General features: G+C 61.2%; 25 protein-coding genes. 9 read left to right on the forward strand and 16 right to left on the reverse strand.

All coding sequences use genetic code 11. The annotated features are described in order from the left end of the window. Positions 1-204 precede the first annotated feature (204 nt). The 10 genes from FJ973_RS31395 to FJ973_RS13800 form a co-directional block, all read right to left on the reverse strand. Positions 205-579 carry an SH3 domain-containing protein gene (locus FJ973_RS31395; RefSeq protein WP_281405485.1) on the reverse strand — a complete coding sequence of 125 codons (375 nt, stop codon included), beginning with the start codon at positions 577-579 and terminating at the stop codon, positions 205-207. 327 nt (positions 580-906) lie between these two features. Continuing rightward, complete coding sequence (locus tag FJ973_RS13760; protein ID WP_140556235.1) at positions 907-2,199, reverse strand: D-alanyl-D-alanine carboxypeptidase family protein; 1,293 nt, start codon at positions 2,197-2,199, stop codon at positions 907-909. Positions 2,200-2,491: 292 nt separating this feature from the next. Next, positions 2,492-3,184 (reverse strand): amino acid ABC transporter permease, encoded by a 693-nt coding sequence (locus FJ973_RS13765; protein ID WP_140499342.1) that lies wholly within the window; start codon positions 3,182-3,184, stop codon positions 2,492-2,494. A 20-nt stretch (positions 3,185-3,204) separates the two neighbouring features. Next, positions 3,205-3,921 carry an amino acid ABC transporter permease gene (locus tag FJ973_RS13770; protein WP_140556237.1) on the reverse strand — a complete coding sequence of 239 codons (717 nt, stop codon included), beginning with the start codon at positions 3,919-3,921 and terminating at the stop codon, positions 3,205-3,207. Between the two features lie 66 nt (positions 3,922-3,987). Further along, the gene (locus FJ973_RS13775; protein WP_140556239.1) at positions 3,988-4,815 is read right to left on the reverse strand and encodes a transporter substrate-binding domain-containing protein; all 828 of its coding nucleotides are present in this window, start codon (positions 4,813-4,815) and stop codon (positions 3,988-3,990) included. A 24-nt stretch (positions 4,816-4,839) separates the two neighbouring features. Next, positions 4,840-5,580 (reverse strand): amino acid ABC transporter ATP-binding protein, encoded by a 741-nt coding sequence (locus FJ973_RS13780; RefSeq protein ID WP_140521338.1) that lies wholly within the window; start codon positions 5,578-5,580, stop codon positions 4,840-4,842. A 57-nt stretch (positions 5,581-5,637) separates the two neighbouring features. Beyond that, on the reverse strand, positions 5,638-6,201 hold the full coding sequence (locus tag FJ973_RS13785) for a peroxidase-related enzyme (protein ID WP_140517387.1): 564 nt from the start codon (positions 6,199-6,201) through the stop codon (positions 5,638-5,640). After that, a complete protein-coding gene (locus FJ973_RS13790) occupies positions 6,198-6,680 on the reverse strand; it encodes a hypothetical protein (RefSeq protein ID WP_140556241.1) in 483 nt (160 codons plus the stop codon). Before FJ973_RS13790 ends, FJ973_RS13785 begins: the two co-directional genes overlap by 4 nt. Beyond that, on the reverse strand, positions 6,677-8,146 hold the full coding sequence (locus tag FJ973_RS13795; RefSeq protein WP_140556242.1) for an NAD(P)/FAD-dependent oxidoreductase: 1,470 nt from the start codon (positions 8,144-8,146) through the stop codon (positions 6,677-6,679). Before FJ973_RS13795 ends, FJ973_RS13790 begins: the two co-directional genes overlap by 4 nt. Then, entirely contained in the window at positions 8,143-9,114 is a 972-nt protein-coding gene (locus FJ973_RS13800) for a LysR family transcriptional regulator (protein ID WP_140499328.1), read from the reverse strand. Before FJ973_RS13800 ends, FJ973_RS13795 begins: the two co-directional genes overlap by 4 nt. 241 nt (positions 9,115-9,355) lie before the next feature. Here FJ973_RS13800 and FJ973_RS13805 point away from each other — a divergent pair, with 241 nt between their 5' ends. Further along, positions 9,356-10,426, forward strand: a complete 1,071-nt coding sequence (locus FJ973_RS13805; protein ID WP_140556244.1) for an NAD/NADP-dependent octopine/nopaline dehydrogenase family protein — start codon at positions 9,356-9,358, stop codon at positions 10,424-10,426. Positions 10,427-10,809: 383 nt separating this feature from the next. On the opposite strand, the gene FJ973_RS13810 is transcribed toward FJ973_RS13805, so the two are convergent. Beyond that, entirely contained in the window at positions 10,810-11,247 is a 438-nt protein-coding gene (locus FJ973_RS13810) for an Lrp/AsnC family transcriptional regulator (protein WP_140556245.1), read from the reverse strand. A 126-nt stretch (positions 11,248-11,373) separates the two neighbouring features. Here FJ973_RS13810 and rocF point away from each other — a divergent pair, with 126 nt between their 5' ends. Both rocF and FJ973_RS13820 read left to right on the forward strand, forming a co-directional pair. Then, positions 11,374-12,294: an arginase gene (rocF, locus tag FJ973_RS13815; RefSeq protein ID WP_140499318.1), complete on the forward strand. Its 921-nt coding sequence runs from the start codon at positions 11,374-11,376 to the stop codon at positions 12,292-12,294. Between the two features lie 3 nt (positions 12,295-12,297). Beyond that, positions 12,298-13,365 (forward strand): ornithine cyclodeaminase, encoded by a 1,068-nt coding sequence (locus FJ973_RS13820; RefSeq protein ID WP_140556247.1) that lies wholly within the window; start codon positions 12,298-12,300, stop codon positions 13,363-13,365. 193 nt (positions 13,366-13,558) lie between these two features. Here FJ973_RS13820 and FJ973_RS13825 read toward each other — a convergent pair whose 3' ends face one another. The 3 genes from FJ973_RS13825 to FJ973_RS13835 are packed head-to-tail and all read right to left on the reverse strand — an operon-like array spanning position 13,559 to position 16,228. Beyond that, positions 13,559-13,798: a transporter substrate-binding domain-containing protein gene (locus FJ973_RS13825; RefSeq protein WP_181167255.1), complete on the reverse strand. Its 240-nt coding sequence runs from the start codon at positions 13,796-13,798 to the stop codon at positions 13,559-13,561. Continuing rightward, a complete protein-coding gene (locus FJ973_RS13830; protein ID WP_140499314.1) occupies positions 13,795-14,808 on the reverse strand; it encodes a substrate-binding domain-containing protein in 1,014 nt (337 codons plus the stop codon). Before FJ973_RS13830 ends, FJ973_RS13825 begins: the two co-directional genes overlap by 4 nt. A gap of 46 nt (positions 14,809-14,854) precedes the next feature. Further along, positions 14,855-16,228: an ROK family protein gene (locus FJ973_RS13835; RefSeq protein ID WP_224519041.1), complete on the reverse strand. Its 1,374-nt coding sequence runs from the start codon at positions 16,226-16,228 to the stop codon at positions 14,855-14,857. A 314-nt stretch (positions 16,229-16,542) separates the two neighbouring features. On the opposite strand from FJ973_RS13835, the gene FJ973_RS13840 reads away from it, so the two are divergent. The 6 genes from FJ973_RS13840 to FJ973_RS13865 all read left to right on the forward strand — a co-directional run bounded on the left by FJ973_RS13840 (position 16,543) and on the right by FJ973_RS13865 (position 22,683). Continuing rightward, complete coding sequence (locus FJ973_RS13840; protein WP_140499312.1) at positions 16,543-17,370, forward strand: sugar phosphate isomerase/epimerase family protein; 828 nt, start codon at positions 16,543-16,545, stop codon at positions 17,368-17,370. Positions 17,371-17,410: 40 nt separating this feature from the next. After that, complete coding sequence (locus FJ973_RS13845; RefSeq protein WP_140556248.1) at positions 17,411-18,532, forward strand: substrate-binding domain-containing protein; 1,122 nt, start codon at positions 17,411-17,413, stop codon at positions 18,530-18,532. A gap of 64 nt (positions 18,533-18,596) precedes the next feature. Then, positions 18,597-19,766: a Gfo/Idh/MocA family oxidoreductase gene (locus FJ973_RS13850; protein WP_140556250.1), complete on the forward strand. Its 1,170-nt coding sequence runs from the start codon at positions 18,597-18,599 to the stop codon at positions 19,764-19,766. After that, positions 19,763-21,349, forward strand: a complete 1,587-nt coding sequence (locus FJ973_RS13855) for a sugar ABC transporter ATP-binding protein (protein WP_246675878.1) — start codon at positions 19,763-19,765, stop codon at positions 21,347-21,349. Before FJ973_RS13850 ends, FJ973_RS13855 begins: the two co-directional genes overlap by 4 nt. After that, positions 21,339-22,313: an ABC transporter permease gene (locus FJ973_RS13860; protein ID WP_140499306.1), complete on the forward strand. Its 975-nt coding sequence runs from the start codon at positions 21,339-21,341 to the stop codon at positions 22,311-22,313. Before FJ973_RS13855 ends, FJ973_RS13860 begins: the two co-directional genes overlap by 11 nt. 1 nt (position 22,314) lies before the next feature. Continuing rightward, on the forward strand, positions 22,315-22,683 hold the full coding sequence (locus tag FJ973_RS13865; RefSeq protein WP_140556251.1) for a putative quinol monooxygenase: 369 nt from the start codon (positions 22,315-22,317) through the stop codon (positions 22,681-22,683). A 59-nt stretch (positions 22,684-22,742) separates the two neighbouring features. Here the strand turns inward: FJ973_RS13865 and FJ973_RS13870 are convergent, their stop codons facing one another. Together FJ973_RS13870 and FJ973_RS13875 are read right to left on the reverse strand one after the other, a co-directional pair. Continuing rightward, a complete protein-coding gene (locus FJ973_RS13870) occupies positions 22,743-23,558 on the reverse strand; it encodes an alpha/beta hydrolase (RefSeq protein WP_140556253.1) in 816 nt (271 codons plus the stop codon). Between the two features lie 11 nt (positions 23,559-23,569). Next, positions 23,570-25,057, reverse strand: a complete 1,488-nt coding sequence (locus tag FJ973_RS13875) for an NAD-dependent succinate-semialdehyde dehydrogenase (RefSeq protein ID WP_140556254.1) — start codon at positions 25,055-25,057, stop codon at positions 23,570-23,572. Positions 25,058-25,065: the final 8 nt, after the last annotated feature.

Genomic DNA, 25,065 nt, shown 5'->3' on the forward strand with positions numbered 1-25,065 from the left:
GCTCGACGGCCGCCGGAATAGTCGGGCAGGCCGTCGCGAAGGCTCGCGACAGGTGGGAGGGGCTCTGTCGGCGGCCAGATGTCAGCCATAGTTGTGCGGAACGCCCTCAACTCGGCGTTCTTCTCGCGAGGTTTGATTTGGCTGAAGGCGACGCGAAATGCCATCACCGGCCGACCAGCAGCAGCCTTCTGACGAGTGCTGCTGTTAGAGTGTTTCGTTAGGATAGACGCCCCAAAGGCGGGTTTGCCTGACGAAACCTGCCAGCGACTTGACCGCGACCCTGCACCATTGCCCGTCGCAGCGCACCAGTTCGACAATTACTTCCGGCGCCAGCCAGGCGGTGACGAGGCTGGAAACCGAAGGCTTCCGGCGCAGCGCGATCTTGTCCTTGCTCCATGGGGCGGTTACAGCGGTCCTTCGCCCCGAAAGAAGCGGACCGAAGACCCAGCCGGATGTTCCCTGCCAATCTCGCACGCGCCGCCAGTTTCCATATTCCTGGTAGATTTCAAGCGGAATCCTGGGCCGGACATAAACCCATTCGACGTCATATTGGGTGCCCGGTCCGACCCGCATATTCACAGGAGAACTCTTCAACGACGCGAAGCGGGGCAAGGCAATCCCGTTGACAGCAGCTTGAGGGCCGGCCTTTGTGACAGTTGCAACACATAGTGCAGCGATGAGGCAACAACGAAGGACGCTACCCGTGACGAAAAAGCCGCAACCGGTGTCTTGATAAGTCGACGAGACGACGTTGCTCCGAGGCGCACAACCGCGGCGTCTCACAGCGAAGCCCCATGCGAAGGATTGAAGAGGGCTCGAGGACATCTTTCGATATTGCCGCGTGGTCCTGGTGAGACAACGTCGGGAGAGGCGAGTTGCAGCGTTCGCATGGGCGTTCGATCCCACCTACCGAGTGAGCGCGTAGCAATCGATTTTTTTGAGCGCCAGTCGCCCGCAAGCGCGCCACGCTTCCGACTTGTTATCGAAGCCGGCATATCGGGCGCGGTAGTACACATCGCCATCTTTTTCGAAGGCCTCGGTAAAAGCAGAAGTGTTCGAAAGCAGTTTTGGCGCTTTGCGAGCCGCGAGTGAAAGGATTTCACGAGCTGCGGCCTTGCTTGGCATCGATCCAATCTGGATGATCCATTGACCTTCTTGGGTGGAAGCGGTGCTGATCGGATCGATGGCATCGGCAGACAAGGCCTGCTCCCTGGACACATCGCCCATCGCCTCAGCGGCGAAAGCGGCTCGGGAATCGGCCACCCGGGCTGGCTTCCACGTCGGAGTGGGCACCGATGCGTTCGAAGCCGCGGAGGCGACCAATGCGCTTTCTCCGCCACGATCGATCCTGAACCGGTCCGGACCGTTGGAAGCCTTAGCCAGATAGCGGCTGATGAGACGCTTCATGCGTGCATCTCGGCTCCTGACCGTATGTCCGCCCATCACCACCGCGACGATACTGCGGCCCTGCGCCTCGACGGAAGAAACCAGGTTGAAGCCCGAGGCATTCGTGTATCCCGTTTTGATCCCATCCACGCCCTTCACCCGGCCGAGCAGATGGTTGTGATTGCCGAAGCGCCGACCTTTGTATTTGAAGGATCGGGTGTTGAAGTAGGAATAATAGCCAGGGTGATGATCCCTGAGCGCCAGGCCAAGGCGTGCCATGTCGCGCGCCGTGGTCTTCTGGGCTGTGTCGGGCAGTCCGTTAGCGTTCCTGAACGTGGTGGAGGTCATCCCCAACTGTCGTGCTTTTTGCGTCATGAGACGTGCAAAGCCGACCTCCGACCCGCCGAGGAACTCGCCAATGGCCGTCGCGGCATCGTTGGCGGACTTCGTTACCAGCGCCAATATGACCTGTTCGACGGTGATCGTTTGACCCTGCTTCAGTCCGAGTTTGGAGGGAGCCTCGTTGGCGGCATTGGCCGACACCGGTATCGCCGTGCCTTTCGAGATCCTGCCGCTCTCGAGCGCGTCGAAGATGAGGTAGAGCGTCATCATCTTGGTGAGAGACGCTGGATAGCGCGGAGCGTCCGCATGATCTCTGTAGAGGGTCTTGCCTGTCTTGGCATCGATGACAATGCCTGAAAATCTGGAATTGGCCTGCACGGCGGAAGCAGAGGCGGCGCAAAACACGATGACGACCGAGATCCTCAAGGCGAATTTCAACAATGACGCCGGGAAGGCGACAAGCTTCTCCATTACCAGATACATCCGCCCGCCCGTCGCCGCTCCGTGTAAAATGTGGCCGGGCGAGCCGGCCATCGGATCACGAAGCTAGGCAGGCACCGTTACCAATTGGTTATCGCATTCTTAACGAGAGGCCTCAAATTGTCTCGGCTCTATCCCTCGATTCCGCACCAGATAAGGTCGGCCGCCGTGACGGTTCGCGGAACGCCGCACGGCTCGAGGCGCGCATCGATTGCGGCATCGACTACCAGGATGCTTCCGCGGAAGACAAGTCGATCTTGCTAGAAGATTCTATTCCACATCCTCAGGTCCGTACCCTAAGCGCTTGCTCCATCCTGTCGGCGATCTGTGTGACGATATAGGCAATCACCATGTAGATCACGACGGCAATCACGAAGGCTTCGAGATAGTAGAAATTCAACGCGGCGGTCAGTTGTGATTGCGCGAAGATATCGACAACCTCGATGGCGAATCCGAGTGAAAGCGCCTTCATGATAACCATCATCGAGGTTGTCAGATCGGGAATTGCTGTCAGGGCGACCTGGGGAAATAGCACCCGTCGAAACAATTGGCCCCTTGTATAGCCAAGCGAATAGGCTGCGTCTGCCTGACCGGTGTCAAAGGCGTTGAGGGCTCCTTTGATAATCTCGGCCTGGAACGCGGCGACACAGCCGGTCACCGCAATGACAAGGATAACCCAATTGGGCGTTTGGTGGGCGTTGAAGTCTATGCCAACCAATGAAAACAGAAACTGAAGCGCGGGGGGAAGACCGAAATAGGCGAGGAAGATTACGATCACCATCGGAACGCCCTTGAAGACGACCTTGTAGGCCATGACGAGCTCTCGCAGTGCGGGAATCCGTCTATATTCCACAAGCGCAAACAGGCTGCCGACCATCGTCGAGAGCACGAAGATCGTGAGGGCCATTGCAAGCGTTACGGGTACGGCGCCCAGAATTTCCCGCGAGTCCTGGAGCAGGATATCGGTCTCAAACATGGTCAAATACCCTTGTTAGGTCACACGCTCGCGATCAGTGTGTTCTTGATCTGAGCAGATGTCGTAGCCTCCGGTGCCTGCATCGGGGAACGAAGCTCGAAGAAGCGGACGATGAGCCATGCGATCAGGCACATCACCGAATAGATGACCGCCAGCACGAGATAGGTTTCGAACTGGTACTGATTATAGTCGCGCTCCATGATCAAATGCGCGGTCGCCATGACATCCGCCGCCCCGATGTACATCACCAGCGCAACGTTATGGATCAGGTAGATGACGGAGTTCCCGTAGCCCGGCAATGCGAAGTGCACTGCTTGTGGCCCGATGACCCGCGTGATTTTCTGGCGAAAGGTATATCCAAGACTGTCTGCCGCATCATGCTGGCCGCGATCGACGGCCAGATATGCAGGTCGCAGGACTTCTGACAGGTAGCCGCCGTGATAAAAGCTTAATGCCACCATCGCGGCGATCGTCGGCGAGAAAAAATCTTCGGAGCCGAACAGGATTACCAACAAGGGAAGCCCGTAAAACGCAACGAACAATTGGAGGACGACGGGAACACTCCGGGCATAGGATACGTAGAGATCCGCCAGGTGACTGATCACTGGCACCCTGCGGACCCGGAGTGTTGTCGCAAGGAGAGCTAGGTAGAACCCAGCAATGAGGGCCGTAAAAGTGATGGCCAGCGTCAGCGGCAACGCCGAGAGCAACTCGGGAATTATAGCAGAAACGTCCACTTGGAACACTCCTTCTTGCAGTTCTGCCTCAACGCCGGCTATCCAGATGCAGCTGAGGACGCCTTGTTACTTCATGTATTTCACGATGTCCTCGCCGAACCACTTCTGCGAGAGCTTGTCGATCGTGCCGTCGTCCTTCAGTTCCTTGAGCACCTTGTTGACGTCCTCGGCCAGGATCTTGTTTTCCGCTGACCGGTGAATCAGCATGTACGTGTTGTTGCTGTAGACCGGATCGGATGCGACGATATCGAGCTTCTTGTTGTCGATGACCGCCTGCTCACCGAGGTTAGACGGTAGAACCAATGCGTCGAACTTGCCGTTCTGAACTTCATCCAGGCGGTTCGGGTAGGGGATCCCGGCGCTCGATGCCGTGACGTCGAGCTTATATTGCGGATTCTCTTTCTGCCAGTTCATGATGAACTTGTAGGTTCCGCCACCTGCCGTGGTCGGAACGATCCTCTTGCCGACCAGGTCCTTCATTTCCTTTATGCCGCTGTCTTTCTTGCTGTAGATTTTCATCAGACTGGCGCCCATCGGGTTCTCTGGAATGATGAATTGCTTCTCTCGCTCGGGCGACTTGTAGTAGCCACCTACGGCGATGTCGTACTTCCCGGTGGCAAGGCCGGTTTCCTGGGCGATGTCGGACACACCTTCCATTTCGAACTTGTACTGCGGCAGCTTCGCATTGATCGCCCTCAGAAGATCGGGCTCATAGCCTTGCGGTTCGACGCCGATGGCGCCCCAGGCCAGCGGCTTGGATTCGGCAGACGTCGCGATCTTGACCGTCCGGACGGTCTGACCATAGCTGGTCCCCGCGGTTGCAAGGGCAATTGCGATGCCACCAGCGACGGCCAGGACATAGCGGCGGGAAAAACCGGATGTGATTGCAGACATTTCTTGGGTTCCCTTCTTGTTGAGCTATTGAAAAGCGAGTTCTGACTGCAGGAATTGAGCCAGTCGTGGACTGGAAGGCGCGTCGAAGATTTCAGCCGGACTGCCGTCGGCGGCAACCACGCCACGGTCCATGAAAACGATCCGGTTCGAGATGTTCTTTGCGAATTGCATCTCGTGGGTCACAAGCAGCGACGTGATCCCTGACGACGTGACATCCTTGATCACCTTCAAAACTTCACCGACAAGTTCAGGGTCCAGCGATGACGTAGGCTCATCGAAGAGGATGACGTCAGGACGCACCGCCAGCGCGCGTGCGATGCCGGTGCGCTGGAGCTGGCCGCCCGAGAGCTGGGATGGATAGCTGTCTCGCTTCGACGAGAGACCGACCCGATCGAGCTCTCTGAGCGCGATTTCCCGCGCCTCTTCCCTGGATTTGCGCTGCACCACAACGAGCGGATCCATCACGTTCTGGAGGACCGTCATGTTCTTGAAGACGTTGAACTGCTGAAAGACCATCGCCGTCCTCAACCGGATCGCCTGGACAGCGGCCTTGTCGGCACGCTGGTAGTCCATCCGAATCTGATCGAACGCGATGGTTCCTGACGACGGCTTGGCCAGATAGTTGATGCATTTCAGCAGCGTGGTCTTGCCGGTGCCACTGGGGCCGATGATCGACACCACGTCACCCCGCTTTACCGAGAGATTGACGCCGTTCAGGACCTGCGTGCTTCCGTAAGACAGCTTTATATCTTTGAGTTCAAGCATTGCTGGTTGGCCCTTCGGAAAGTGTGGGACGGACTGGCTTGACCGGATGCAACGTCATCACCCGCTCTCCGCATGGCCCAGGACGTGCATCAGCCGGTTTGCCCAGCCGAAGATCGCTATGGCGTGGACGAGGTCGATGATCTCGGCATCATTCATGCCGACTGATCGCAGCGAGGCGACGTCGTCTGCCGTCGCTTCCGACGGCGCCGCCGACAGGCGGCGGGCAAAGTTGTAGATTGCCGCATCGCGCGACCCAAGCTTTTCAGGTTTGTCGAGATACAGCGCCGTGACCACTTCATCGCTCTTGGTCAGCTCTGCATGCCGGCGGGCGTGAACGACGGCACAGAATTTGCAGCCATTGACGATCGAGGCACCCAGTGCGCCAAGCTCGCGGTCGGGACGGGCAAGCCCGCCCTCGACGTACATGATCGCGTTGAACAACACCGTGCGGGCAAGATAGCTCTCGGGATCATGCACAAGGGTGCGCACATATTCCGAAACTTTCTTGGCCGACGGCGTAACCTTCATTGCTTCGAGCTGTTCCGGCGTTGCCTCCGATAGCTCGACCGGTGCGATATAGGGATGCCAATTCAGCGGCTTCAGGCGCACCGAGGAAATCATGCCCGCCTCATCAATCGCAAGCCGGTCGCGACCCGGGTCTGGAAGTTGATGAAGGCAATCAATTCGGAGAGTGCAACAATCTGGGGGTTGTCCAATCCGGCTTGGGCGAGCAGGGCAATGTGGCTCGCCTCCGCCTTTTTCGGCGTCAGGGTGATCAGGTCAACATGTCGGGCGATGGTCGCCAGGGGTTCATTCAAATCCGTTTCCCCCCGGGCCAAGGACAGAAGCTGCTCCGTGGGACCAAGCTGAGCCAGTTGCACATCATATTCGGCCATCAGGACGGGATCGGCATTCAGAGCTGCCATTCGACGGGCCAGAGCGACCCGCAAATTCGGCGCCAGCCCCTGATCGTTTGCCGGCTGCAGGACGGAGAGGCGACATTCCTCGGCCCCTCGCACAAATTCGGGCCGAAACCGCCGTGCAGCGAAAAGGGCATCGTCCGGTGAAAGACCTGCAGCCTTGTCCATTGCGTCGATCACAGTGCGGCCTCCTTATGCAACAAGGGTGTTGAATCGACCCATTCGTCGCCCAGAAGTTCCGGGGTGTCATAGGCGATCAGATTGGCGAAGTGGGTTTCGACATCTTCGGCGAACAGCGACGCGGCAATGCCGCGGACCAGACGGTCGGCACCGGCGCTGACGGCCGGGATATCGCCGGAGACCTTGCCATGGGTCAGCATGGCGGCGTCGTTGAAGCAGTGGACATGCGCCAGCATCGGGCAGGAACCGGGGACGCGCTCGCGGAATTCGAAGGCGGGGCCGAGATCCGGTGCCTCCAACATGCCTGCGCGCGGCGGCCCCATGTCCGGCGTATATCGACCATCCGACCAGGTGCGAATGTGTGGGGCGAGGGCAGCGAATTCCGGGCGACCACTGAAGTCATTTGAAAAGCCGGTCGCAGCGATCATGAAATCGTAGCGCATCGGTCCTTGCGTGGTTTCGACCAGAAGGCCTCCGGCATCTTCCTTCACTGCGACCACGCCGCAGTCGAGAAAGAAGCGGGCATTCGCATGACGAGACACGCGAAGCGTCGATGAACGCGGCGGCGGCGTCTGGGTCGAGGCGGTGTAGTCGAAGAATCTCCACTTCCAGGCGTCAGGCAAATGATACATGCCGAGGATGACACCCTGGCTGCCGATCCCGGTCAGCTTGTTGATGCGCGGCATTTCCTTGCGCCGGATCAACATGTCGACTGAACCGGCGCCCGCCTCGAGCGCCGTCGCGGCATTGTCCATCGAAGAGGCGCCGGCGCCGATAACCGCCACACGCTTGCCCTTCAGTGCATCAAAATCGATGTCGTCGGCAGAATGGGCCCAATAGGAGCGATCGATGCCCCTGAGGAAATCGGGCACGGCAAAACCGCCGAGACCGGACCGACCGGTGGCTAGAACGAGACGACGGGTGAGAACCCGGCCGGTTTCCGCGCCCTCGACATCGATCGCAATCAGATCGCCAACGGCTGCAACGCCTGTCATGCGCACGCTGTTGCGTACTGGCAGACCAAGCACGTTCCGGTACCAGACCAGGTAGTCCATCCACTGGCCTTTGGGGATTTTGTCCAGCGACCGCCATGCCTCGACGCCCCATTGTGCCGTGAACCAGGCGCGGAATGTGAGTTGCGGCAGACCGAGCGACGGACCGTGCAGCGTTTTCGGCGACCGGAGCGTTTGCATGCGGGCAAACGTTATCCATGGCCCTTCGAAGCCGGCCGGAGCCGCGTCATAGGCGACGACATTGGTTATCCCCGTCAGCACCAGCTTTGCGGTGGCAGCAAGTCCGCACATGCCGGCGCCGATCACAACGACGTCACGGACCGGCACGCCATCGCGCGAACGCGCGGGAACCCATGGCTTGGCAGGCAGTTCGAGAAAATCGAGGTCCTGAGCAAGTTGTGCTTCAAGCGCGGCTAGACCTCTCGGGGGGTGCGAACTGGGGGTGTGCTTCATATTCCCGTTCCGTGATTTGTGCCGGAGGCAGGATCGGCCACCAATTGGCCGGCCAGGGTCGGATCGAGTTTCTTGAAGCCAACGATCGACCGTTCAGCCACCGCCTCGACCGCATCCACCAACGCCTGCGCGACTGGACGAAGGGGGCGTTTTTCGCCAGCCACAACACCCCAATAAAAGAGGACGGTTACGTCGATCGGGCGGATGACGACCCCAGGCAAGCCCACGCCATAGGCGGTGAGGGGATCGATGACAGCCGCAACACCAGTCCGGCGTACGATCTGCAACGCGCCATAGGCGGTATTCGTGCGGATTACTGGCCCGGTGTCGATGCCCCTGGCCGCCAACGCCTTGGAGACATGCAACTGGAAACGCAGCGGGTTGAGCAACGTGGCGACGCGGCGGCCGGCAAAAGCGGAAAGCGGTATGACATCTAGTTCGGCCAGCGGATCATCCTCCCGCACGGCAGCAACATCAGGCGCCGAATAGAGCCGCAGGACATCCAGACCGGGCGTATCGAGCGGCAGGCTTGAAAACCCGACCTCGGCACGTCCGCTGCGCACTTCCTGAGCGACGGTCGAGGGAAGGAACTGCCCGAGATGCGTCTCGTGCGGAAGCTCGGCACCTTGGAGTTCAGCCAAGGCCGTAGGGATCAAGCCGGTGCCGATCGCGGAGGTGGTGACGATCTGCAGGATTCGCCCTCTGCCGGCGGCGATCATCTTGGCCCGCGCTGCGAGTTCGGTGAAGGACATCAGCAGGCGTCGTGCTTCCTCCTCGAACGCGACTCCTTCTTCAGACAACTGCACCCGTCGACCGATCCGATGCAGCAATTCGAAGCCAAGTTCGGCCTCGAGCTCCTGAATGGTGCGCGTCACCGCAGGCTGGGAACGCCCGAGCATGTCAGCCGCCCTGGTGATACTGCCGCTGGCAGCAACCGCAAGGAAGGTCTGAAGGTCCCGGGTTTCCATGTTTCTCCTACATGCGTAATCCGTATGATTGACATCGTCTCATTCGTTTTTGATATATGTCAAGCGGAAACGAATGTTCGTTACGGGCTTTGTGCATATGCCGGCTTCAGCGCCAGAATCCGGGTCGGAGGCGGACAGGGACGTCAGACGCGGCTCCAGCTTGCGAAGCCTCCTGAAGAAAGAATTCAGGTGACGGCGGCAAGGATTCTCGAACCACAAGGCCTGCGACAGGAGGAATATTATGCGCGTGAGTATTCTGGGCGCCGGAGCAATTGCTTATGGCCTTGCCGCCTATTTGGCAGGATCGGGGCATTCGCCAATGCTTTGGTCACCGTCGGGACAGCGCACCAGGGCGTTGGCTACCGGCGAATTGTTGAAAGCGACGGGGGATATCGCGGCGACGGTACCCGTGCGCATCGCCAAGGATTGCAAGGATGCCATCGCCAACGCGGACGTGGTGGTGATTGCACTTCCGGCTTACGGCCACAGGATGGTGATGGATGCTGCCGCCCCCCATCTGATCGATGGAATTCCGGTCATCATCAGTTCGCATTGTTCGTTCGGGGCACTGTATCTCTCCAAGCGGTTGGCGGAGCGCAAGGTCAGCTTGCCAATCGTTCTTTGGGGCACAACACTGTTGACCGGGCGGCAACTCGGGCCAACCGAGGTCCATGTCACCACCATTCGCCAGAAGCTTGATGTCGCGACGCTGCCTTTCAAAGCTCAGGATGAAGGATACGGATTTTGCACGAGCCTATTTGGTGATCGTTTCGTCAAGCGCGACGGCATGCTTGCGATCGCGCTCAGCAACCTCAATCCGCAAAACCACTTGGGAATTGCCCTCCTCAACCTGACACGCATGGAAAAAGCCGAGCAATGGAGCCAGGGGGGAAACGTCACCCCTGCCGCTGGCCGCCTTATCGAGGCTCTGGATGCCGAACGGCTAGCCATCGCGGCCCATTTTGGTATCGCGGTTCGCACCGTCCAGGAGCATTTTTCATTGTCGTTTCATGTTCCGAAGGGAACCGTTTCGGAGATGAACCAGGAGATGGATCGTCAAGGCCGTGGCGGCTTTGGTCCGACAACAATCGAAAGCCGCTACATTCTCGAGGATGTTCCGTTCGGACTGCTGCCGACCGTATTGTTGGGTAAGATCACCGAGAAACCGGCGACGCTCCACGAGTCTGGAGTTTCGATATTATCGGCGGCTTACGGTCGCGATCTCAGGGGAGATAACGATATTCTTCCTGCGCTCGGCCTCGAGGGAATAGCAAAGGCGGATCTTGAAAACCTTTGCCGCACGGGGTTTTGAGTGCGCCCGCAGTCGATGCGGCATGATCAAGTTTGAGGCGCACCGCGCTCTATCATCGTCGGTTCATGTAACGGTGGCGCCCAGCGTCAGGGCGATGTCGCCGCACGAGTTCGAGGCGAGGCTCATCTAATCTCGAAGGGCAGGGAACAGATCCTGCCGTTCAAGACGGCCGAGCCGGAAGGCCACCATCATTAGGACGAGACCGGCTTTGACGCGGGTCGAAGACAGATCTCGCCGCTCACGCAGCTCTGTTCCTCTCAGCGAGGTCCGCGCCCCGCTGGAGGTTACAGGTTGAGCAAGTCCGAGCTCATTAGGGTTGCGCTGCACAACGACATAGGGGCAGCACTGCCGGTTTGGCCAGCCAGGCTTTTCGCAGACAGCGATCAAAGCCGCGCCTTGGTGCTCCGGGGTGTCGCCAACAACAGGCTGGTCTCACTGCCGGTAATGCCGGGGATCAGGCGGATGCGCCGCAGCACGGCGTCGAATTCGGTCAGTGTCTGCGTCCCCAGTTCTATCACCAGATCCCATCGGCCGTTGGTGGTGTGGATCGTCGAAACCTCCGAGAAGCCGCCAAGAGCGCGGATCACACGATCGGCGGCATGCCCTTCGATTTCCACCATCATGATGCCGCGTACTCGCTGGTCGACGGCATCGGCTCGCAGGATGACGGTATACCCGATGATCGCGCCGGCTTTTTCAAGACGCTCTATGCGAGACCTGACCGTTGCCCGCGAGACGCCGACATCCATGGCAAGGTCCGAGATGCTGCGCCGCGCGTCATGCCGCAAAAGCGTGATGAGCTGTTCGTCAAGCTGATCCATGGCTCAGAATGCAATCAAATCATTCCATTTTGATAGCCCATTTCGACAAATTTGCCAATTTGATATGTTCATCCTGCCAGTTATCCGCGCTCCAATGAGGCCTAGAAAACGCGCGGGGAAATACGGATGCATTGTACGATCGTCGGGGCACCGATCCAGGTCGGCTCGGGCCGGATGGGTTGCGAGATGGGGCCTAGTGCGCTGCGTACCGCAGGCCTGGCGGCAGCGCTCACTGAACTCGGGCATACGCTGGCCGACCTTGGCACCGTCGCCTCTGCCGATCTGCGCCCGATCAGCCACGGCAATGCCGCCTTGAAGGCGCTGCCGGAAATCGTCGCATGGACGGCGGCGATTACCGAGGCGGCCTATGCAGCCAGCGCCGGCGCCATGCCGATCTTCCTTGGTGGCGACCACAGCATTTCCGCCGGCACGCTGGCCGGTATCGCCCGCCGGGCGGCGGAAGCCGGCCGCCCGCTGTTCGTGCTGTGGCTCGACGCACATCCTGATTTTCACACGCTCGACACCACGACCAGCGGGAATTTGCATGGCGTGCCGCTGGCTTATGCCAGCGGGCAACCCGGCTTCGAAGGCTACTTCCCCAGCCTGGCGGCTTGCGTGGATCCGGCCCGTATCTGCACACTGGGCATCCGCAGCGTCGATCCGGCGGAGCGCGAAGCGCTACGCAAGGCGGGCGTCACCGTGCACGACATGCGGATGATTGACGAATACGGCATGGCCCCGCTGCTTCGCGCCTTTCTCGAGCGGGTCAGTGCCGAAAACGGCATGCTGCATGTCAGCCTCGATGTCGATTTTCTCGACCCTTCGATCGCGCCTGCCGTGGGCACCACCGTGCCGGGCGGCGCCACCTTCCGCGAGGCTCATCTGGTGATGGAGATGTTGCACGACAGCCATCTCGTCACCAGCCTCGACCTGGTCGAGCTCAATCCCGCACTCGACGAACGCAACCGCACCGCAACCCTTCTCGTGGACCTGACCGCGAGCCTGATGGGCCGGCGGATCATGGACCGTCCCACACGGAGTTATTGAACTGTGACCCCCCGTCTGAACATCGTGCCCTTCGTCAGCGTCGATCACATGATGAAGCTGGTTCTTGCCGTCGGCATCGATCGCTTTCTCATCGATCTCGCTGCCTATATCGAAGAGGATTTCCGACGCTGGGAATTGTTCGACAAGACCCCGCGCATCGCTTCGCACAGCATCGACGGCGTCATCGAACTGATGCCTACGAGCGACGGACAGCTCTACGGCTTCAAGTATGTCAACGGTCATCCAAAAAACACGCGCGACGGGCGCCAGACCGTGACGGCGTTCGGCGTGATGGCCGATGTCGGCAATGGCTATCCGATGCTGCTTTCGGAAATGACCATCCTGACCGCGTTGCGCACGGCGGCGACGTCGGCCGTCGCGGCCAAATACCTTGCTCCCAATGCGACGGACTGCATGGCAATCATCGGCAATGGCGCCCAGTCGGAATTCCAGGCCATCGCCTTCAAGGCCCTGCTCGGCATCGACAGGCTTCGCCTCTATGACATCGATCGGTCGGCATCCTTGAAGTGCGCGAAAAACCTTGCGGGGTTCGATTTCGACATCGCGATCTGCGCTTCGGCGCAGGAGGCGGTGGAAGGGGCTCACATCATCACGACGGTCACCGCCGACAAACGCTCCGCGACCATCCTGACGGACAACATGGTCGGATCGGGCGTGCACATAAATGCCGTCGGCGGCGATTGCCCCGGCAAGACGGAATTGCATCGCGATATTCTGCTGCGCTCCGACATATTCGTCGAATACCCGCCGCAGTCGCGCATCGAGGGTGAAGTCCAGCAACTCGAGCCGGACCATCCCGTGACGGAGTTGTGGCAAGTGATGACCGGCAAGGCCGCCGGCCGCCGGGATGCCAGCCAGATCACCTTGTTCGATTCCGTCGGCTTTGCGATCGAGGACTTTTCCGCGCTGCGCTACGTCCGCGACCAGCTTCAGCGCACCGGCCTCTACGAGGAGCTCGATCTGCTGGCGGACCCGGATGAGCCACGCGACCTCTTCGGCATGCTGCTGCGCGCCGACAAGGCCGCCCAGATCACGGCCGTATCCAGCTGAGTTTTCGCAGAACCTGCGGCCGAATGTCCGCCTCGCAATAGCTGCGGCGCCGAGCGGCGCGCGGCTCGATATCCTAAAGCGGTTCATCGTTCGATGGAAATGACGAAGCGCTCTATCACTTTTATGCAATTCTCCAGGGAAAGCGCTACACGCTTTTCCGGGAAGACCGCTCTACACTTTTCCTGGAATTGTTTTAGCTCTTCGGGCTCAAGCCCACTTCAAACCACTTCTTCGACATCTGCGCGAGCGTACCGTCCGCGGCCATCTCGCCGAGCGCCTTGTTGAGGATCGCCTGAAGCTCGGGCTCCTGCTTGCGGATGCCCAGGCAAACATTTGACGCCATGATGGCGCCGACGAGACGCGGACCGCTTGTGATCAGCGTGCCGTTGCTCTTTGCCGCGCGGTCCCTCGCGAAGACGACATTGTCGGTCAAGGCAGGCTGTTTCGTGGCTTGCGCGCCATTAGCAAGGCGGCGGGCGCTGGTGTGCGCCAGACGACTTGATAGGCTTCTACTACATTGCTGGCCGTGACACTGAGCCCGGGAAGCGCGATCCAGGCCGGCGGCTGGCGTTCGAGCAGGCCGAGAATTGTGGCAATGCCCGTAGCAACGCCCTGATCGTGAGGCAGTTGCGCGGCGATGCCCTTGATCAGGCCTCCACCAACGAGGTCCGTGGCGACGTCGTTGCCGAGGTCGACTGTCGTCACCGGAATAGCCTTGCCCGCATCGCGGATCGCCGCGACGGCAGCGATTGCCGGCACGTCCCAGACGGCAAACAGTCCGGCGAGCTCCGGATTGGCCTGCAGCAAGTCGGCGGTCGCGGCTCTCGCTTGCGACACGTCGGCAAACTTGCCGCGAACCAGCGTCAGGTCGGGACGTCGAGCAGCCATCCATTTTCGGAAAGCAATCTCGCGCTCATGCGTCGCGAAGAAATCGATGCCATAGGCCAGAACGCCGACCTTTCCGCCCTGTGGTATATGTGGCGCCAGGAGTTCTGCGCCGATCTGACCGAGACCGAAATTGTCGCTGGAAACAACGCTGACGTAATCCTTGCCGGGCAGCATGCCGGTTGGGGCATTGTCGAGCAGCAACAGCTTCTTTCCGGCCGCCGATATTGCACGATGCGCGTCGGCGGCACGGTTGCTGCCGATTGGAATGGAGACCACCGCATCCACGGCTTCGCCGGCCAGCCGTTTCAGTTCCGAAATTTGCCGCTCGATGTCGAAGCCGCAGTCGACGACCTCGACCACCGCCGCTCCGTAGCGGCCAAGCGTGGTGACGATCCCGGCCAATTCCTCCTTAGCCCAGTCGCTCTTGGTGGTGTGGAGAACGATGGCGACCGAGAAGCGCCGGTTGCGGGCGAGATCGGCGTCGGCATTCGACAACCCGACCTGGTCGGCTGGAACCGCCCGTTCGCCATGCGGCCCAAGGCCGGTGATCGCCATTCCTCAACCCTCCCCAGGTTCACGCGGCCCGGCCGACTTGGCGATGCTATGCAAGCGCTCCTCCCGGTGGCCGTGGCTTTGCCGGGCGAGCGCTGGTTCCGAGTGCGGCCCGCGCGAGAAAATCCTTGAATTCCGGATGCTCACGCGGTGAACCGAGCGTAATCCACCCCTGCAGAAATTTCGCATCGAACAGTGCTTCCGCAACGACTTGGGCGGCGCCGACCAGTCCGGCCGAGCCGCCCATCTGCGAACGGACGATGCGCAGGTCGCGGGTGACGATCGGATGCGACTGGCGATAGACCGCCTCGCGTACGGCTGCCAACAGTATGTCCCCGGTCTGGGCCACGCTGCCTCCGAGTACGATCAATGACGGGTTCAGCAGATTGGCCAATGGCGCCAGTACCTCGCCGACCGCACGGCCGCAACGCCCGAGAAGGTCGATACAGAACGGATCGCCCAATTGGGCGCCGTGGCCAGCGTCGGTGACCGTCACTTCGCCGGCGCGCGCAAGCATCTCGGCCAGATAGGGGCTGCTCCCGCTCTCGGCCGCCTGGCGGGCCTCGCGTCCGAGCGCTTCGCTGCCGGCAACAGCTTCGAGATTTCTGCCCTCGATGAAAGTATGACCGATCATGCCGGCAGCGCCCTGCGCGCCACGGTGCAACGCTCCCTCCGAAACCACGCCGGCGCTGATCGAGCGGCCGAGCTTGACGAAGATCATGTCGGCGAGGCCGCTGCCGGACTTCAGTTCGCCCATCGTCATCGTCTGGACGCCGCTTCGCACCCATACCGGCGCGCCGACAAGCGTGGCCAACTGCTCGACGAAAGGGAATCCATCCCAGTTCTGGAACGCATTCAGCGCCGGCGCGAACAGCCGCTGATCATCGCATTTCTCAACGGCTCCGGGCACCGCCAGCCCGATGCCCCAGATGCTGGCCTCACTGCCATGCTCTTCCAGCATCCAGGCAAACAGCGTTGCTAGCCGCTGGACCACCGGCTCGGGACCTGCGGCCAGTTCCACCGCTTCGTGATGTTCGGCCAGCAGGCGGCCGGACAGGTCTGATACACCGACTGCCAGCGAGGAATGATCGAGCACGGCGGCCAGGATCATGCCAATGCGCGGCCGGAAGCGGACATGGCGTGGTGCGCGTCCGCCGATCGCCGGGCCGAGTTCGCCTTCTTCTATCAGCCCTAGCCGAAGCAGCGTGGCGAGACGATCCGTGACGACGGCGCGCCCCAGTTCCGACTGGTTCTCTAGCTCCTGGCGGGTCGTTGCCGCCTCGGTCCGTATAAGGTTGAGCAGCGTGGCCAAGCTGCCATGCGCGGATTCGCTGGCACGCGGCCGGCCGGCGGCGCGGCGCGGTTGGTCCGACTGTACGGGGTCTGTGGCGCTGCGCTCGTCCATAGTCTTGCCGAGGCTCATCTCCCGATCTCTATCGCTGCCGGCTCAGGGTCATCACGCCGTTAGCCATGGGTACCGTGGCCTCATTTACGGATCAAGCAGGAACTTATGTATTTTACAAACAAAAGTATGCCGACTTTTGCATTTTAATGATTGACGAGCGGCGAAAGGCGGGCATAAGTATCAGCCAGGCTCGGAGGAGGGCTCCTAACGTCGACAGCCCTCGCGAAGGCGAAGGATGTCGCACGTCCGTTGTCCGAATTCTTCTCCAGCCAAAGATGCCGGCCCCGCGCTGCGCGCGGTGATGCATCGGCTACAGGCAGGGAGGATACGAGATGCCGGTGAAACTGGCCTATCACGCCAATTGCTGGGGTGCGCTCGGTGGCAACGCCGTCGGCGTCACTTCGATCACCCAGCTTACCTATCGCACCTTCGGTGACATGGAGCAGGCGATCCGCGACATTGGATCGGCCGGATATACCGGAACAGAACTCTTCGACGGCAATCTCCTCGACTATCAAGGACGCAATGGCGCGCTGCGCGCTGCCTTGGACCAGTCCGGCGTCGTGCTCGTGGCCGGCTACTCCGGTGCCAACTTTATCTTCGACGATATCCTTGGCGAGGAGTTGGCGCGGATCGAACGCGGAGCGGCTGCCGTGGCCGAACTCGGCGGCGAGCATCTGGTCGTCGGCGGTGGCGCCAAGCGAGCCAAAGGCCGGCAGCCAGATGATTTCAAGCGCCTCGGCGCGGCGCTCGACAAGGTCATCGACATCGCAGCCAAGGCGGGCTTGCGCGCGCACTATCACCCGCATCTGTCGACCATCGTCGAAGGTCCCGACGAAGTTCGCGAGATTTTCAAACATACCGCGATCGATTTCTGTCCGGACACCGCGCATCTGGCAGCCGCTGGCGGTGATCCGGCCGCGCAGATTCGCGAATTCAGCAAGCGCATCAGCTATGTGCATTTGAAGGGCTGGCAGCGCGATCCCTTCGCCTTCACGCCGCTCGACCGCGGCGACCTTGATATGGAGCCGATCATCCAGGCGCTCGAGGACACCGGATTTTCCGGCTGGATCGCAACCGAGCTGGATGCCTGGCCAGACCCCAAGCAAGGGGCGGAACTCAGCATGAAATATCTGAAGAGCGCTTTGAAGCAGAGTTGAACCGACAGGTACCAAGCCTGTCATCAGGGAGGAGACCCAAATGACACGTTTCAACACAATAGCCGGGACGTTCACGGCGGCATTGCTGGCCGCCAGCCTCTATACCGCAGCTCCCGCTTTCGCCGACCCCGATTCAGCACTCGCCGAACTGCAGAAGACAGTGCTCTCCAAGGGGCCGAACGGCGAAGCTCCAGCGTCGGCGGCGTCCGTCAATCTGACGCAGGAGGAACTGGCCAAGATCAAGGACATGAAGGCGACGGCGGCGATCGTCATGCACTATGGCGGCAATGACTGGTCACGCGCGCAGATCGCCGGCCTCAAAGACCAGTTTGGCAAGATGGGCATCGAGGTGATCGCCACGACCGATGCCGGATTCAAGCCGGAAAAGCAGGTCGCCGACCTCGAAACTGTGATGGCCCAGAACCCCAAGATCATCGTTTCGATCCCCACCGACCCGTCGGCGACGGCGTCCGCGTACAGGGCAGTTGCCGATAAGGGCGTGAAGCTGGTGTTCATGGACAACGTGCCGGCCGGCTTCGTCGCGGGCAAGGATTACGTCTCCGTAGTCTCGGCCGACAATTATGGCAACGGCGTCGCCGCAGCGCATCTGGTGGCCAAGGCGCTGGGGGGCAAGGGCGACATTGGTCTGGTCTTCCACGCCGCCGACTTCTTTGTCACCAAACAGCGTTATGATGGCTTTAAGAAGACGATCGCCGACAACTACCCCGATATCAAGATTGTCGCCGAACAAGGCATTGGCGGCCCGGACTTCACCGGCGACGCCGAAAAGGCGGCATCGGCCATCCTCACTTCCAACCCTGCCATCAACGGCATCTGGGCGGTGTGGGACGTGCCGGCCGAAGGCGTCATCTCGGCGGCCCGCACCGCTGGTCGCGACGACCTTGTCATCACCACCTGCGACCTCGGCGAGAACGTCGCAATCAATATGGCGGGCGGGGGCTTCGTGAAGGGCCTGGGCGCCCAGCGTCCGTTTGACCAGGGCGTCACCGAAGCCCTGCTCGCAGGCTACGGTCTGCTCGGCAAGGAGGCTCCGGCCTTCGTCGCCTTGCCGGCGCTGCCCGTCACCAAGGACACGCTGCTCGAGGGTTGGAAAGCCGTCTATCACGCCGAGGCGACCGACAAGATCAAGGGCAGCATGTAGCGCGCCCTGCGGCCGGCGCACTCCCAGCCGGCCGCACCTCTTCTCAATTCGACAGGAGACCATCATGACCAAGACGCTCAACGTGGCGATGATCGGCGGCGGCTTTATGGGTAAAGCCCATGCGCTCGCTTATGCGACGATGCCGATGTTCTTCTGGCCCGCCCCCGCCATCCCCGTGCGCAAGGTGGTGGTCGACATCACCGAGGCACTGGCCGACGAAGGCCGCCGTCGCTACGGATTCGAGGAATCATCCGCTGACTGGCGTTCGGTGGTGACGCGATCCGACATCGACGTCATTGACATCGTCACCCCGAACGACAGCCATGCCGCGATCGCGATCGCGGCCGCTGAAGCCGGCAAGCACATCATCTGCGAAAAGCCGCTGGCGCGCGGCGGCGACGAGGCAAAGACCATGCTCGACGCGGTGAACAAAGCCGGCGTCATCCACATGGTTGCCTTCAACTATCGTCGCACGCCGGCAGTGGCGCTTGCCCGCCAGTACATAGAGGAAGGCCGCATCGGTAAGATTCTCAACTTCCGCGGCACCTATCTGCAGGACTGGTCGGCCGATCCGGATTCGCCTCTGTCCTGGCGCTTTCAGAGGAAGATCGCCGGGTCCGGCTCGATCGGCGACATCGGCACCCATGTCGTCGACCTTGCCCGTTATCTGGTCGGCGAGATCGCCGAGGTCAGCGCGTTGGTGCGCACCTACAACAAAACGCGACCGATCCAACGCGGCAATCTCGACAGGCTCGGCGCGGCAGAGAGGAATACCGATACCGAGCGGGCTGAGGTCGACGTCGACGACGAGGTGATGACGCTGCTGAAATTCGCCGACGGCGCGATCGGTTCGCTGGAGGCGACCCGCAACGCCTATGGCCGCAACAATTTCATCACTTTCGAGATCCACGGCACCAAAGGCTCCATTGCTTTCAACTACGAACGGCGCGACGAATTGCAGGTGATGTTTGCCGATGATCCTGCGGATGCACGCGGCTTCAGGTCCGTCTATTCCGGTCCGGCGCACCCCTATGGGTCGGGTCTGTGGCCAATCCCGGCGCTCGGCATCGGCTATTCCGAAACCAAGATCGTGGAGTGTTTCGATTTCTTCTCGGCTATTGTTTCGGGCAAGCAGCCCTTGCCCAATTTCGAGGATGGCTACAAGACCGAGCGGGTGGCCGACGCGCTGATCGAATCCGGCCAATCCGGCCAGTGGACCAAGGTCCGACCATGACAATCGCGGCGCCTGTTCATGCGGTGGAAATGAAAGGCGTCACCAAATCCTTCGGCGGCGTCAAGGCGCTGGTCGATGTCGACCTGCGGGTAGAGAAAGGCGAAATCCACGCATTGCTCGGTGGCAATGGTGCCGGTAAGTCGACCATCCTGAAAGTGTTGAACGGCGTTCATGTGCCGGACACCGGTACCATTCTAGTCGATGGCAAGCCACTCGCCGAAATCTCGCCCGAAGCTTCAAGGCGGGCGGGCATCGCCATGATCTTCCAGGAAATGAGCCTCATCCCCACGCTGACCGTGGCGCAGAATGTTTTCCTGACCCGCGAAGCCAAGGTCGCGTTCGGCCTGATCGACGATCGCACCGCCGAAAAGCGCGCCAAGGACCTGTTCGACATGCTGCAGGTCGAGGTCGATCCGAAAGCGACGATCGGCAATCTCGGCGCCGGCCAACGGCAGTTGACGGAGATCGTCAAGGCGATCTCGCAGAATGCGAAAGTGCTGGTCCTGGATGAACCGTCGACGGCGCTGGCGGTATCCGATGTCGAGCGGCTGTTTGCCTTCCTGCGCAAACTGAGATCGGAAGGCGTCGCCATCATCTATGTCTCGCACCGCATGGACGAGATAGCCCGCATCGCCGACCGCGCCACGATCTTGCGCGATGGCCGCAACGTCATCACCGCGCCGATGTCGGAACTGCCGATCGAAACGATGATTGAGCATATTGTCGGCAAACGCTCGCGTGGTCTGTCCGACGTGGTACGCGGCGAATCGAATGTCGGGGCGCCGCTGCTTGAGCTCGACGGTGTTTCAGGGGTGGAGAAACCGAAGAACGTCAGCTTCGTCGTCCACAGCGGCGAAGTGGTCGGCCTAGCCGGGCTGCTGGGCTCCGGGCGGTCGGCGATCGCGCGCGTCATCGCCGGCATAGATCCGATCGTCGAAGGCGAGATCCGCATTGCCGGCGAGCCGGTGGCGATCGCCAGACCAAGTGACGCCATCGAGGCCGGTGTGGCGCTGGTGCCGGAGGATCGGCTACGGCAGGGCGTCATCGCGGAGCATTCGGTCGCCTCCAACATGACGCTCGCCGTGCTCGACCAGTTGAGCAGCAAGGCCTTTGTGTCGACGAAAAAGATGCGCGAGCTGACTGATCGCCAGATCGCCCAGCTGCGGATCAAGACTGCATCGCGCGACAGCCCGGTGCGCACACTTTCGGGCGGCAACCAGCAGAAGGTCGTCATCGGCAAATGGCTTTCGAGGAATCCGGAGATCCTGGTCCTCGACGAGCCGACCTCCGGCATCGATATCGGTTCGAAGTCGGAAATCATCCTGCTGGTTCGCCAGCTCGCCAACGCCGGCAAGGCAATCATCATGATCTCGTCGGAGCTGTCCGAGATGCTGTCGGCCTGCGACCGTATCATCGTCGTCTCCGAGGGGCGCGTCGTGAACGATGTCAGCCGCGCCGATCTCGACGATCCCTCGGCGCCAAAGAACGATCCGGTTGCGCGACTCCAGGCGGCCGAGCGCAAGCTGCAGATCGTCATCCAGAAAGCGCTGAGCAAGAGCCAGGGAGGAATACATGTCCACTAGTCAGGCTGCCGCGTCCCAGTCCTCGCTGGCAGCGAGGCTTGGGCTCACCAACTGGCGGCAGAACATCATCTACATCGGTTTCGTCGTCATCTTCATCATTTTCGCGATAACGTTGTTCGACAAGGGCTTCCTCAACCTCAACAACCTGCTCAACATCGTGCGGCAGACGGCGATGATCGCGGTGATGGCGATCGCCATGACCTATGTTCTGTCGGCAGGCGAGATCGACCTGTCCGTTGGTGCCGTCGCGGGTCTCGCCTCGGTGACGACGGCGATGGCGATCGACGCCGGCGGACCGATCACCGGTGTGATGGCGGGGCTCGCCACAGGCGCCGTCGTCGGCACCTTCAACGGCCTGTTGACGACGCGGGTCGGAATTCCATCCTTCCTTACCACGTTGGCTATGATGGGCATCGCTACCGGCACCGCAATGTGGATCAGCGATACGGCTGCGGTGCCGATCATCTCGAAGAGCTACTCCTGGATCTTCGGCGGCGGCAATGTCGGGCCGGTGCCGGTGCTGCTGATCTGGATGCTGGTGCTGGGAGCCGTCGGCCACGTCGTTTTGAGGCGAACGAGCTTTGGCCGCCGCGTGCTGGCCACCGGCGGCGGCGAGATCGCGGCGCGTTATTCCGGCATCGACACCAAGTCGGTCAAGTTCCGCGTGCTTACCATCTCGGCCATGGCGGCGGCGCTGGCCGGAATGCTTTACGCCGGCCGGCTGCAATCGGGGCGCTTCCAACTCGGCCAAGGCGACGAACTGTCGGTGATAGCCGCGGCGGTGCTTGGCGGCACCAGCCTGTTCGGCGGCTCCGGCACGGTGATCGGGACAATTGTCGGCGCGCTGATGATCGGCCTCATCAATAACGGCCTGATTCTGATGGGGTTGGAGTTCAGCCAGCAGCTAATCGCGCGCGGCGCCATCATCATCCTTGCTGTTGCACTCAGCCAGGGGAGGAAATGAGATGACGGTTCCCTATACGGTCATCGGCACCGTGGTTGCCAAACCCGAAACCCGCGATGAACTGCAAAGAATCCTGTCGGGCCTCGTCGAACCGACACGTGCCGAGGAGGGCTGCATCAACTACGACTTCCATGTCGACCCGGCTGACCCCTGCGTATTCATGTTTTACGAGAACTGGCGTTCGAAGGACGATCTCGACAGGCACCTCTCCATGCCACATCTGATGCCGCTGTTCGGGAAGCTCGACGCCCTCGTTGCGCGGCCGGTGGATGTCCGTCAATTCGTCATGCTCAGCCAGCTGGCGCTGGCATCGCATGAGCGATCGTTTCCAACCCCGCGCGGTGAGAGCAGATCCGATGGAGACAGGTAAAGCGCTCGGGACGCGGGTGACAGCTGAAAGTGCCAGCTTTTGACGGAACGCCAATGGCCTCAGCCGGAAACCAGGTTTGTCAGCATGGTTGCCGCCTCGGTGCCGGCCAAGCCGAGGTCGAGAACGCTGCTCATGTGATTGGCTCCAGGAAGGGCGGTCTGCGAGACCTGTAGTCCCTGCTCCTTCAGATGCCGCGTAAACGCCTCGGCCTGGCTGTGGAATGGCGGCGTTTCATCGGTGCCGACAGCGATCTCGACCGACACCGACGGATCGAAACGGCGGGTGAGCGGCGAGAACCTGGCTGCGTCCTCGTCCGTTATCGCGATCTCGGCGGCAAGGAAAGAGGTCTGAAGGGGCTTCAGGTCGTAGAGACCGCCAAGCAGCAACGCGCCTTTGATTGTCGAAGTCCGGCCGTCGTCATTGAAAAGCATCGTCGCAAGTTGGGCGCCGGCTGAATGTCCGCTCACGGTCAGGCGCTCGGTATCGCCGCCGTGATCGCCGATATGGTCGAGCACCCAGCTTTTGGCGCGCCGCACCTGGTCGACGATCGTGGCCATCCTCACAGCCGGCATCAGCGCATAATCGACGATGACCGCGATTGCGCCGGCGCGCGTCACCGTCTCGGCGACATAGGAATAGTCGCGCTTGGAGAACATGCGCCAGTAGCCGCCATGGATGAACACATGGACCGGCAGGCGGTCGCGTTTGCCCTCCGGAAAGAACAGGTCGATGATCTCGGTGGCATCCGCTCCATAGGCGATGTCGGCAACCATCGGTATTGTTGCGCGCACCTCCGTGCTGCGACGAACGATCTCGGCGACGATGTCGTCGAACTCGGCGACGTGGTCGCGGATGCGGAAAGGATCATTCTGCATGGGGTGCCCGTTCACATGGTCACGGCGATGTACTTCGCCTCCATGAACTCGGCAATGCCGTGCTTCTGTCCGCCTTCGCGGCCAAGGCCGCTCTGCTTGACGCCGCCGAAAGGTGCCGCCGGATCCGACATCAGGCCGCGATTGAGCGCGACCATGCCCGTTTCGATCTTCGATGCCACGTGCATGCCCCTGGCCAGATCACGCGTGTAGATGTAGGCGGCAAGGCCGTATTCCGTGTCGTTGGCGCGCGCGATGACTTCGTCCTCGTTCTCGAAGCGGCTGATCGGGGCCACCGGACCGAATATCTCCTCCTGCGCCATCTCGGCATTGGCGGGCACGTCCCGAAGGACGGTCGGCGGATAGAAATAGCCCTTGTCGTCGGCGACCGCGCCGCCGCACAGGATCCTGGCCCCACGGGCGACCGCGTCCTTGACCAGCCGATCGATCTTGTCGACGGCCTTCCTGGTAATCATCGGACCGCATTCGGTGTCCGGGTCGGTGCCTGAACCGAGCTTGAGCGCGGCCATGCGTTGGCGCAGACCTTCGGCAAAAGCGTCATGGATGCCGGCCTGCGCGTAGATGCGGTTGGCTGCCGTGCAGGCCTCGCCGGCGTTTCGCATCTTGGCGACCATCGCGCCGTCGAGGGCCGCGTCCAGATCGGCGTCATCGAAGACGATGAACGGGGCGTTGCCGCCGAGTTCCATCGAGCATGAGATGACGTGCTTGGCGGCTTTGGCCAGCAGAACACGACCCACGCCGGTCGAACCGGTGAAGGATAGCTTCCGGACGCGCGGGTCGGCGAGCATGGCGGAGGTCACTGGTCCGGGGTTCGAAGTGGTGAGCACATTGACGACGCCGGGAGGCACACCCGCCTCCTCGTACAGCGCGGCGAGCGCGTAGGCGGTCAGGGGCGTCTCGCTGGCGGGCTTCAGAATGACGGTGCAGCCGGCGGCCAGCGCCGGCGCGATCTTGCGTGTCGCCATGGCGGCGGGGAAATTCCAGGGCGTTATGAGCACGCAGATGCCGATCGGATGATAATCAACGACGATCCGGTTGGCGCCTGACGGCGCCAGGCCGAACTCGCCGCTGATGCGCACCGCTTCCTCGGCATTCCAGCGGAAGAATTCAGCCGCATAGGCGACCTCGCCGCGCGCGTCCCGCAGCGCCTTGCCGTTCTCCAGCGAGATCAGCGCCGCCAGCGTATCGGACCGTTCGACCATCAATTCGAAACAACGCCGCAGTATTTCCGAACGCTTGCGCGGCGCGGTTGCGCGCCAGCCTGCCGCCGCCTTCGCAGCCGCCTCGACGGCAGCGGCGGCATCGGCAATCGTGGCGTCCGGGACAGCCGCAATCACGGCCTCCGTGGAAGGATCGATCACCTCAATGAGACGACCGTCGCAAGACGGTCGCCAGTGTCCGTCGATATAGAGGCCGTGCGAGAATGTGGTGTAGTCGAACATGTCCGGATCTTCGTTGAGTTGCCCTTGGGGTACGTTCATCTCATCAC

The sequence above is a fragment of the Mesorhizobium sp. B2-1-3 genome (genome assembly GCF_006442495.1).
Classification (GTDB): Bacteria; Pseudomonadota; Alphaproteobacteria; order Rhizobiales; family Rhizobiaceae; genus Mesorhizobium.

Excerpts from the sequence above, each read along its gene's own strand:
- FJ973_RS13860 (WP_140499306.1), top strand. The coding sequence starts at position 21,339 with ATGTCCACTAGTCAGGCTGCCGCGTCCCAGTCCTCGCTGGCAGCGAGG.
- FJ973_RS13810 (WP_140556245.1), bottom strand. The coding sequence starts at position 11,247 with ATGGATCAGCTTGACGAACAGCTCATCACGCTTTTGCGGCATGACGCG.
- FJ973_RS13760 (WP_140556235.1), bottom strand. The coding sequence starts at position 2,199 with ATGGAGAAGCTTGTCGCCTTCCCGGCGTCATTGTTGAAATTCGCCTTG.
- FJ973_RS13830 (WP_140499314.1), bottom strand. The coding sequence starts at position 14,808 with ATGGCGATCACCGGCCTTGGGCCGCATGGCGAACGGGCGGTTCCAGCC.
- FJ973_RS13865 (WP_140556251.1), top strand. The coding sequence starts at position 22,315 with ATGACGGTTCCCTATACGGTCATCGGCACCGTGGTTGCCAAACCCGAA.
- FJ973_RS13870 (WP_140556253.1), bottom strand. The coding sequence starts at position 23,558 with ATGCAGAATGATCCTTTCCGCATCCGCGACCACGTCGCCGAGTTCGAC.
- FJ973_RS13850 (WP_140556250.1), top strand. The coding sequence starts at position 18,597 with ATGACCAAGACGCTCAACGTGGCGATGATCGGCGGCGGCTTTATGGGT.
- FJ973_RS13875 (WP_140556254.1), bottom strand. The coding sequence starts at position 25,057 with ATGAACGTACCCCAAGGGCAACTCAACGAAGATCCGGACATGTTCGAC.
- FJ973_RS13795 (WP_140556242.1), bottom strand. The coding sequence starts at position 8,146 with ATGAAGCACACCCCCAGTTCGCACCCCCCGAGAGGTCTAGCCGCGCTT.
- FJ973_RS13780 (WP_140521338.1), bottom strand. The coding sequence starts at position 5,580 with ATGCTTGAACTCAAAGATATAAAGCTGTCTTACGGAAGCACGCAGGTC.
- FJ973_RS13775 (WP_140556239.1), bottom strand. The coding sequence starts at position 4,815 with ATGTCTGCAATCACATCCGGTTTTTCCCGCCGCTATGTCCTGGCCGTC.
- FJ973_RS13805 (WP_140556244.1), top strand. The coding sequence starts at position 9,356 with ATGCGCGTGAGTATTCTGGGCGCCGGAGCAATTGCTTATGGCCTTGCC.
- FJ973_RS13855 (WP_246675878.1), top strand. The coding sequence starts at position 19,763 with ATGACAATCGCGGCGCCTGTTCATGCGGTGGAAATGAAAGGCGTCACC.
- FJ973_RS13800 (WP_140499328.1), bottom strand. The coding sequence starts at position 9,114 with ATGGAAACCCGGGACCTTCAGACCTTCCTTGCGGTTGCTGCCAGCGGC.
- rocF (WP_140499318.1), top strand. The coding sequence starts at position 11,374 with ATGCATTGTACGATCGTCGGGGCACCGATCCAGGTCGGCTCGGGCCGG.
- FJ973_RS13765 (WP_140499342.1), bottom strand. The coding sequence starts at position 3,184 with ATGTTTGAGACCGATATCCTGCTCCAGGACTCGCGGGAAATTCTGGGC.
- FJ973_RS13845 (WP_140556248.1), top strand. The coding sequence starts at position 17,411 with ATGACACGTTTCAACACAATAGCCGGGACGTTCACGGCGGCATTGCTG.
- FJ973_RS13840 (WP_140499312.1), top strand. The coding sequence starts at position 16,543 with ATGCCGGTGAAACTGGCCTATCACGCCAATTGCTGGGGTGCGCTCGGT.
- FJ973_RS13785 (WP_140517387.1), bottom strand. The coding sequence starts at position 6,201 with ATGATTTCCTCGGTGCGCCTGAAGCCGCTGAATTGGCATCCCTATATC.
- FJ973_RS13835 (WP_224519041.1), bottom strand. The coding sequence starts at position 16,228 with ATGAGCCTCGGCAAGACTATGGACGAGCGCAGCGCCACAGACCCCGTA.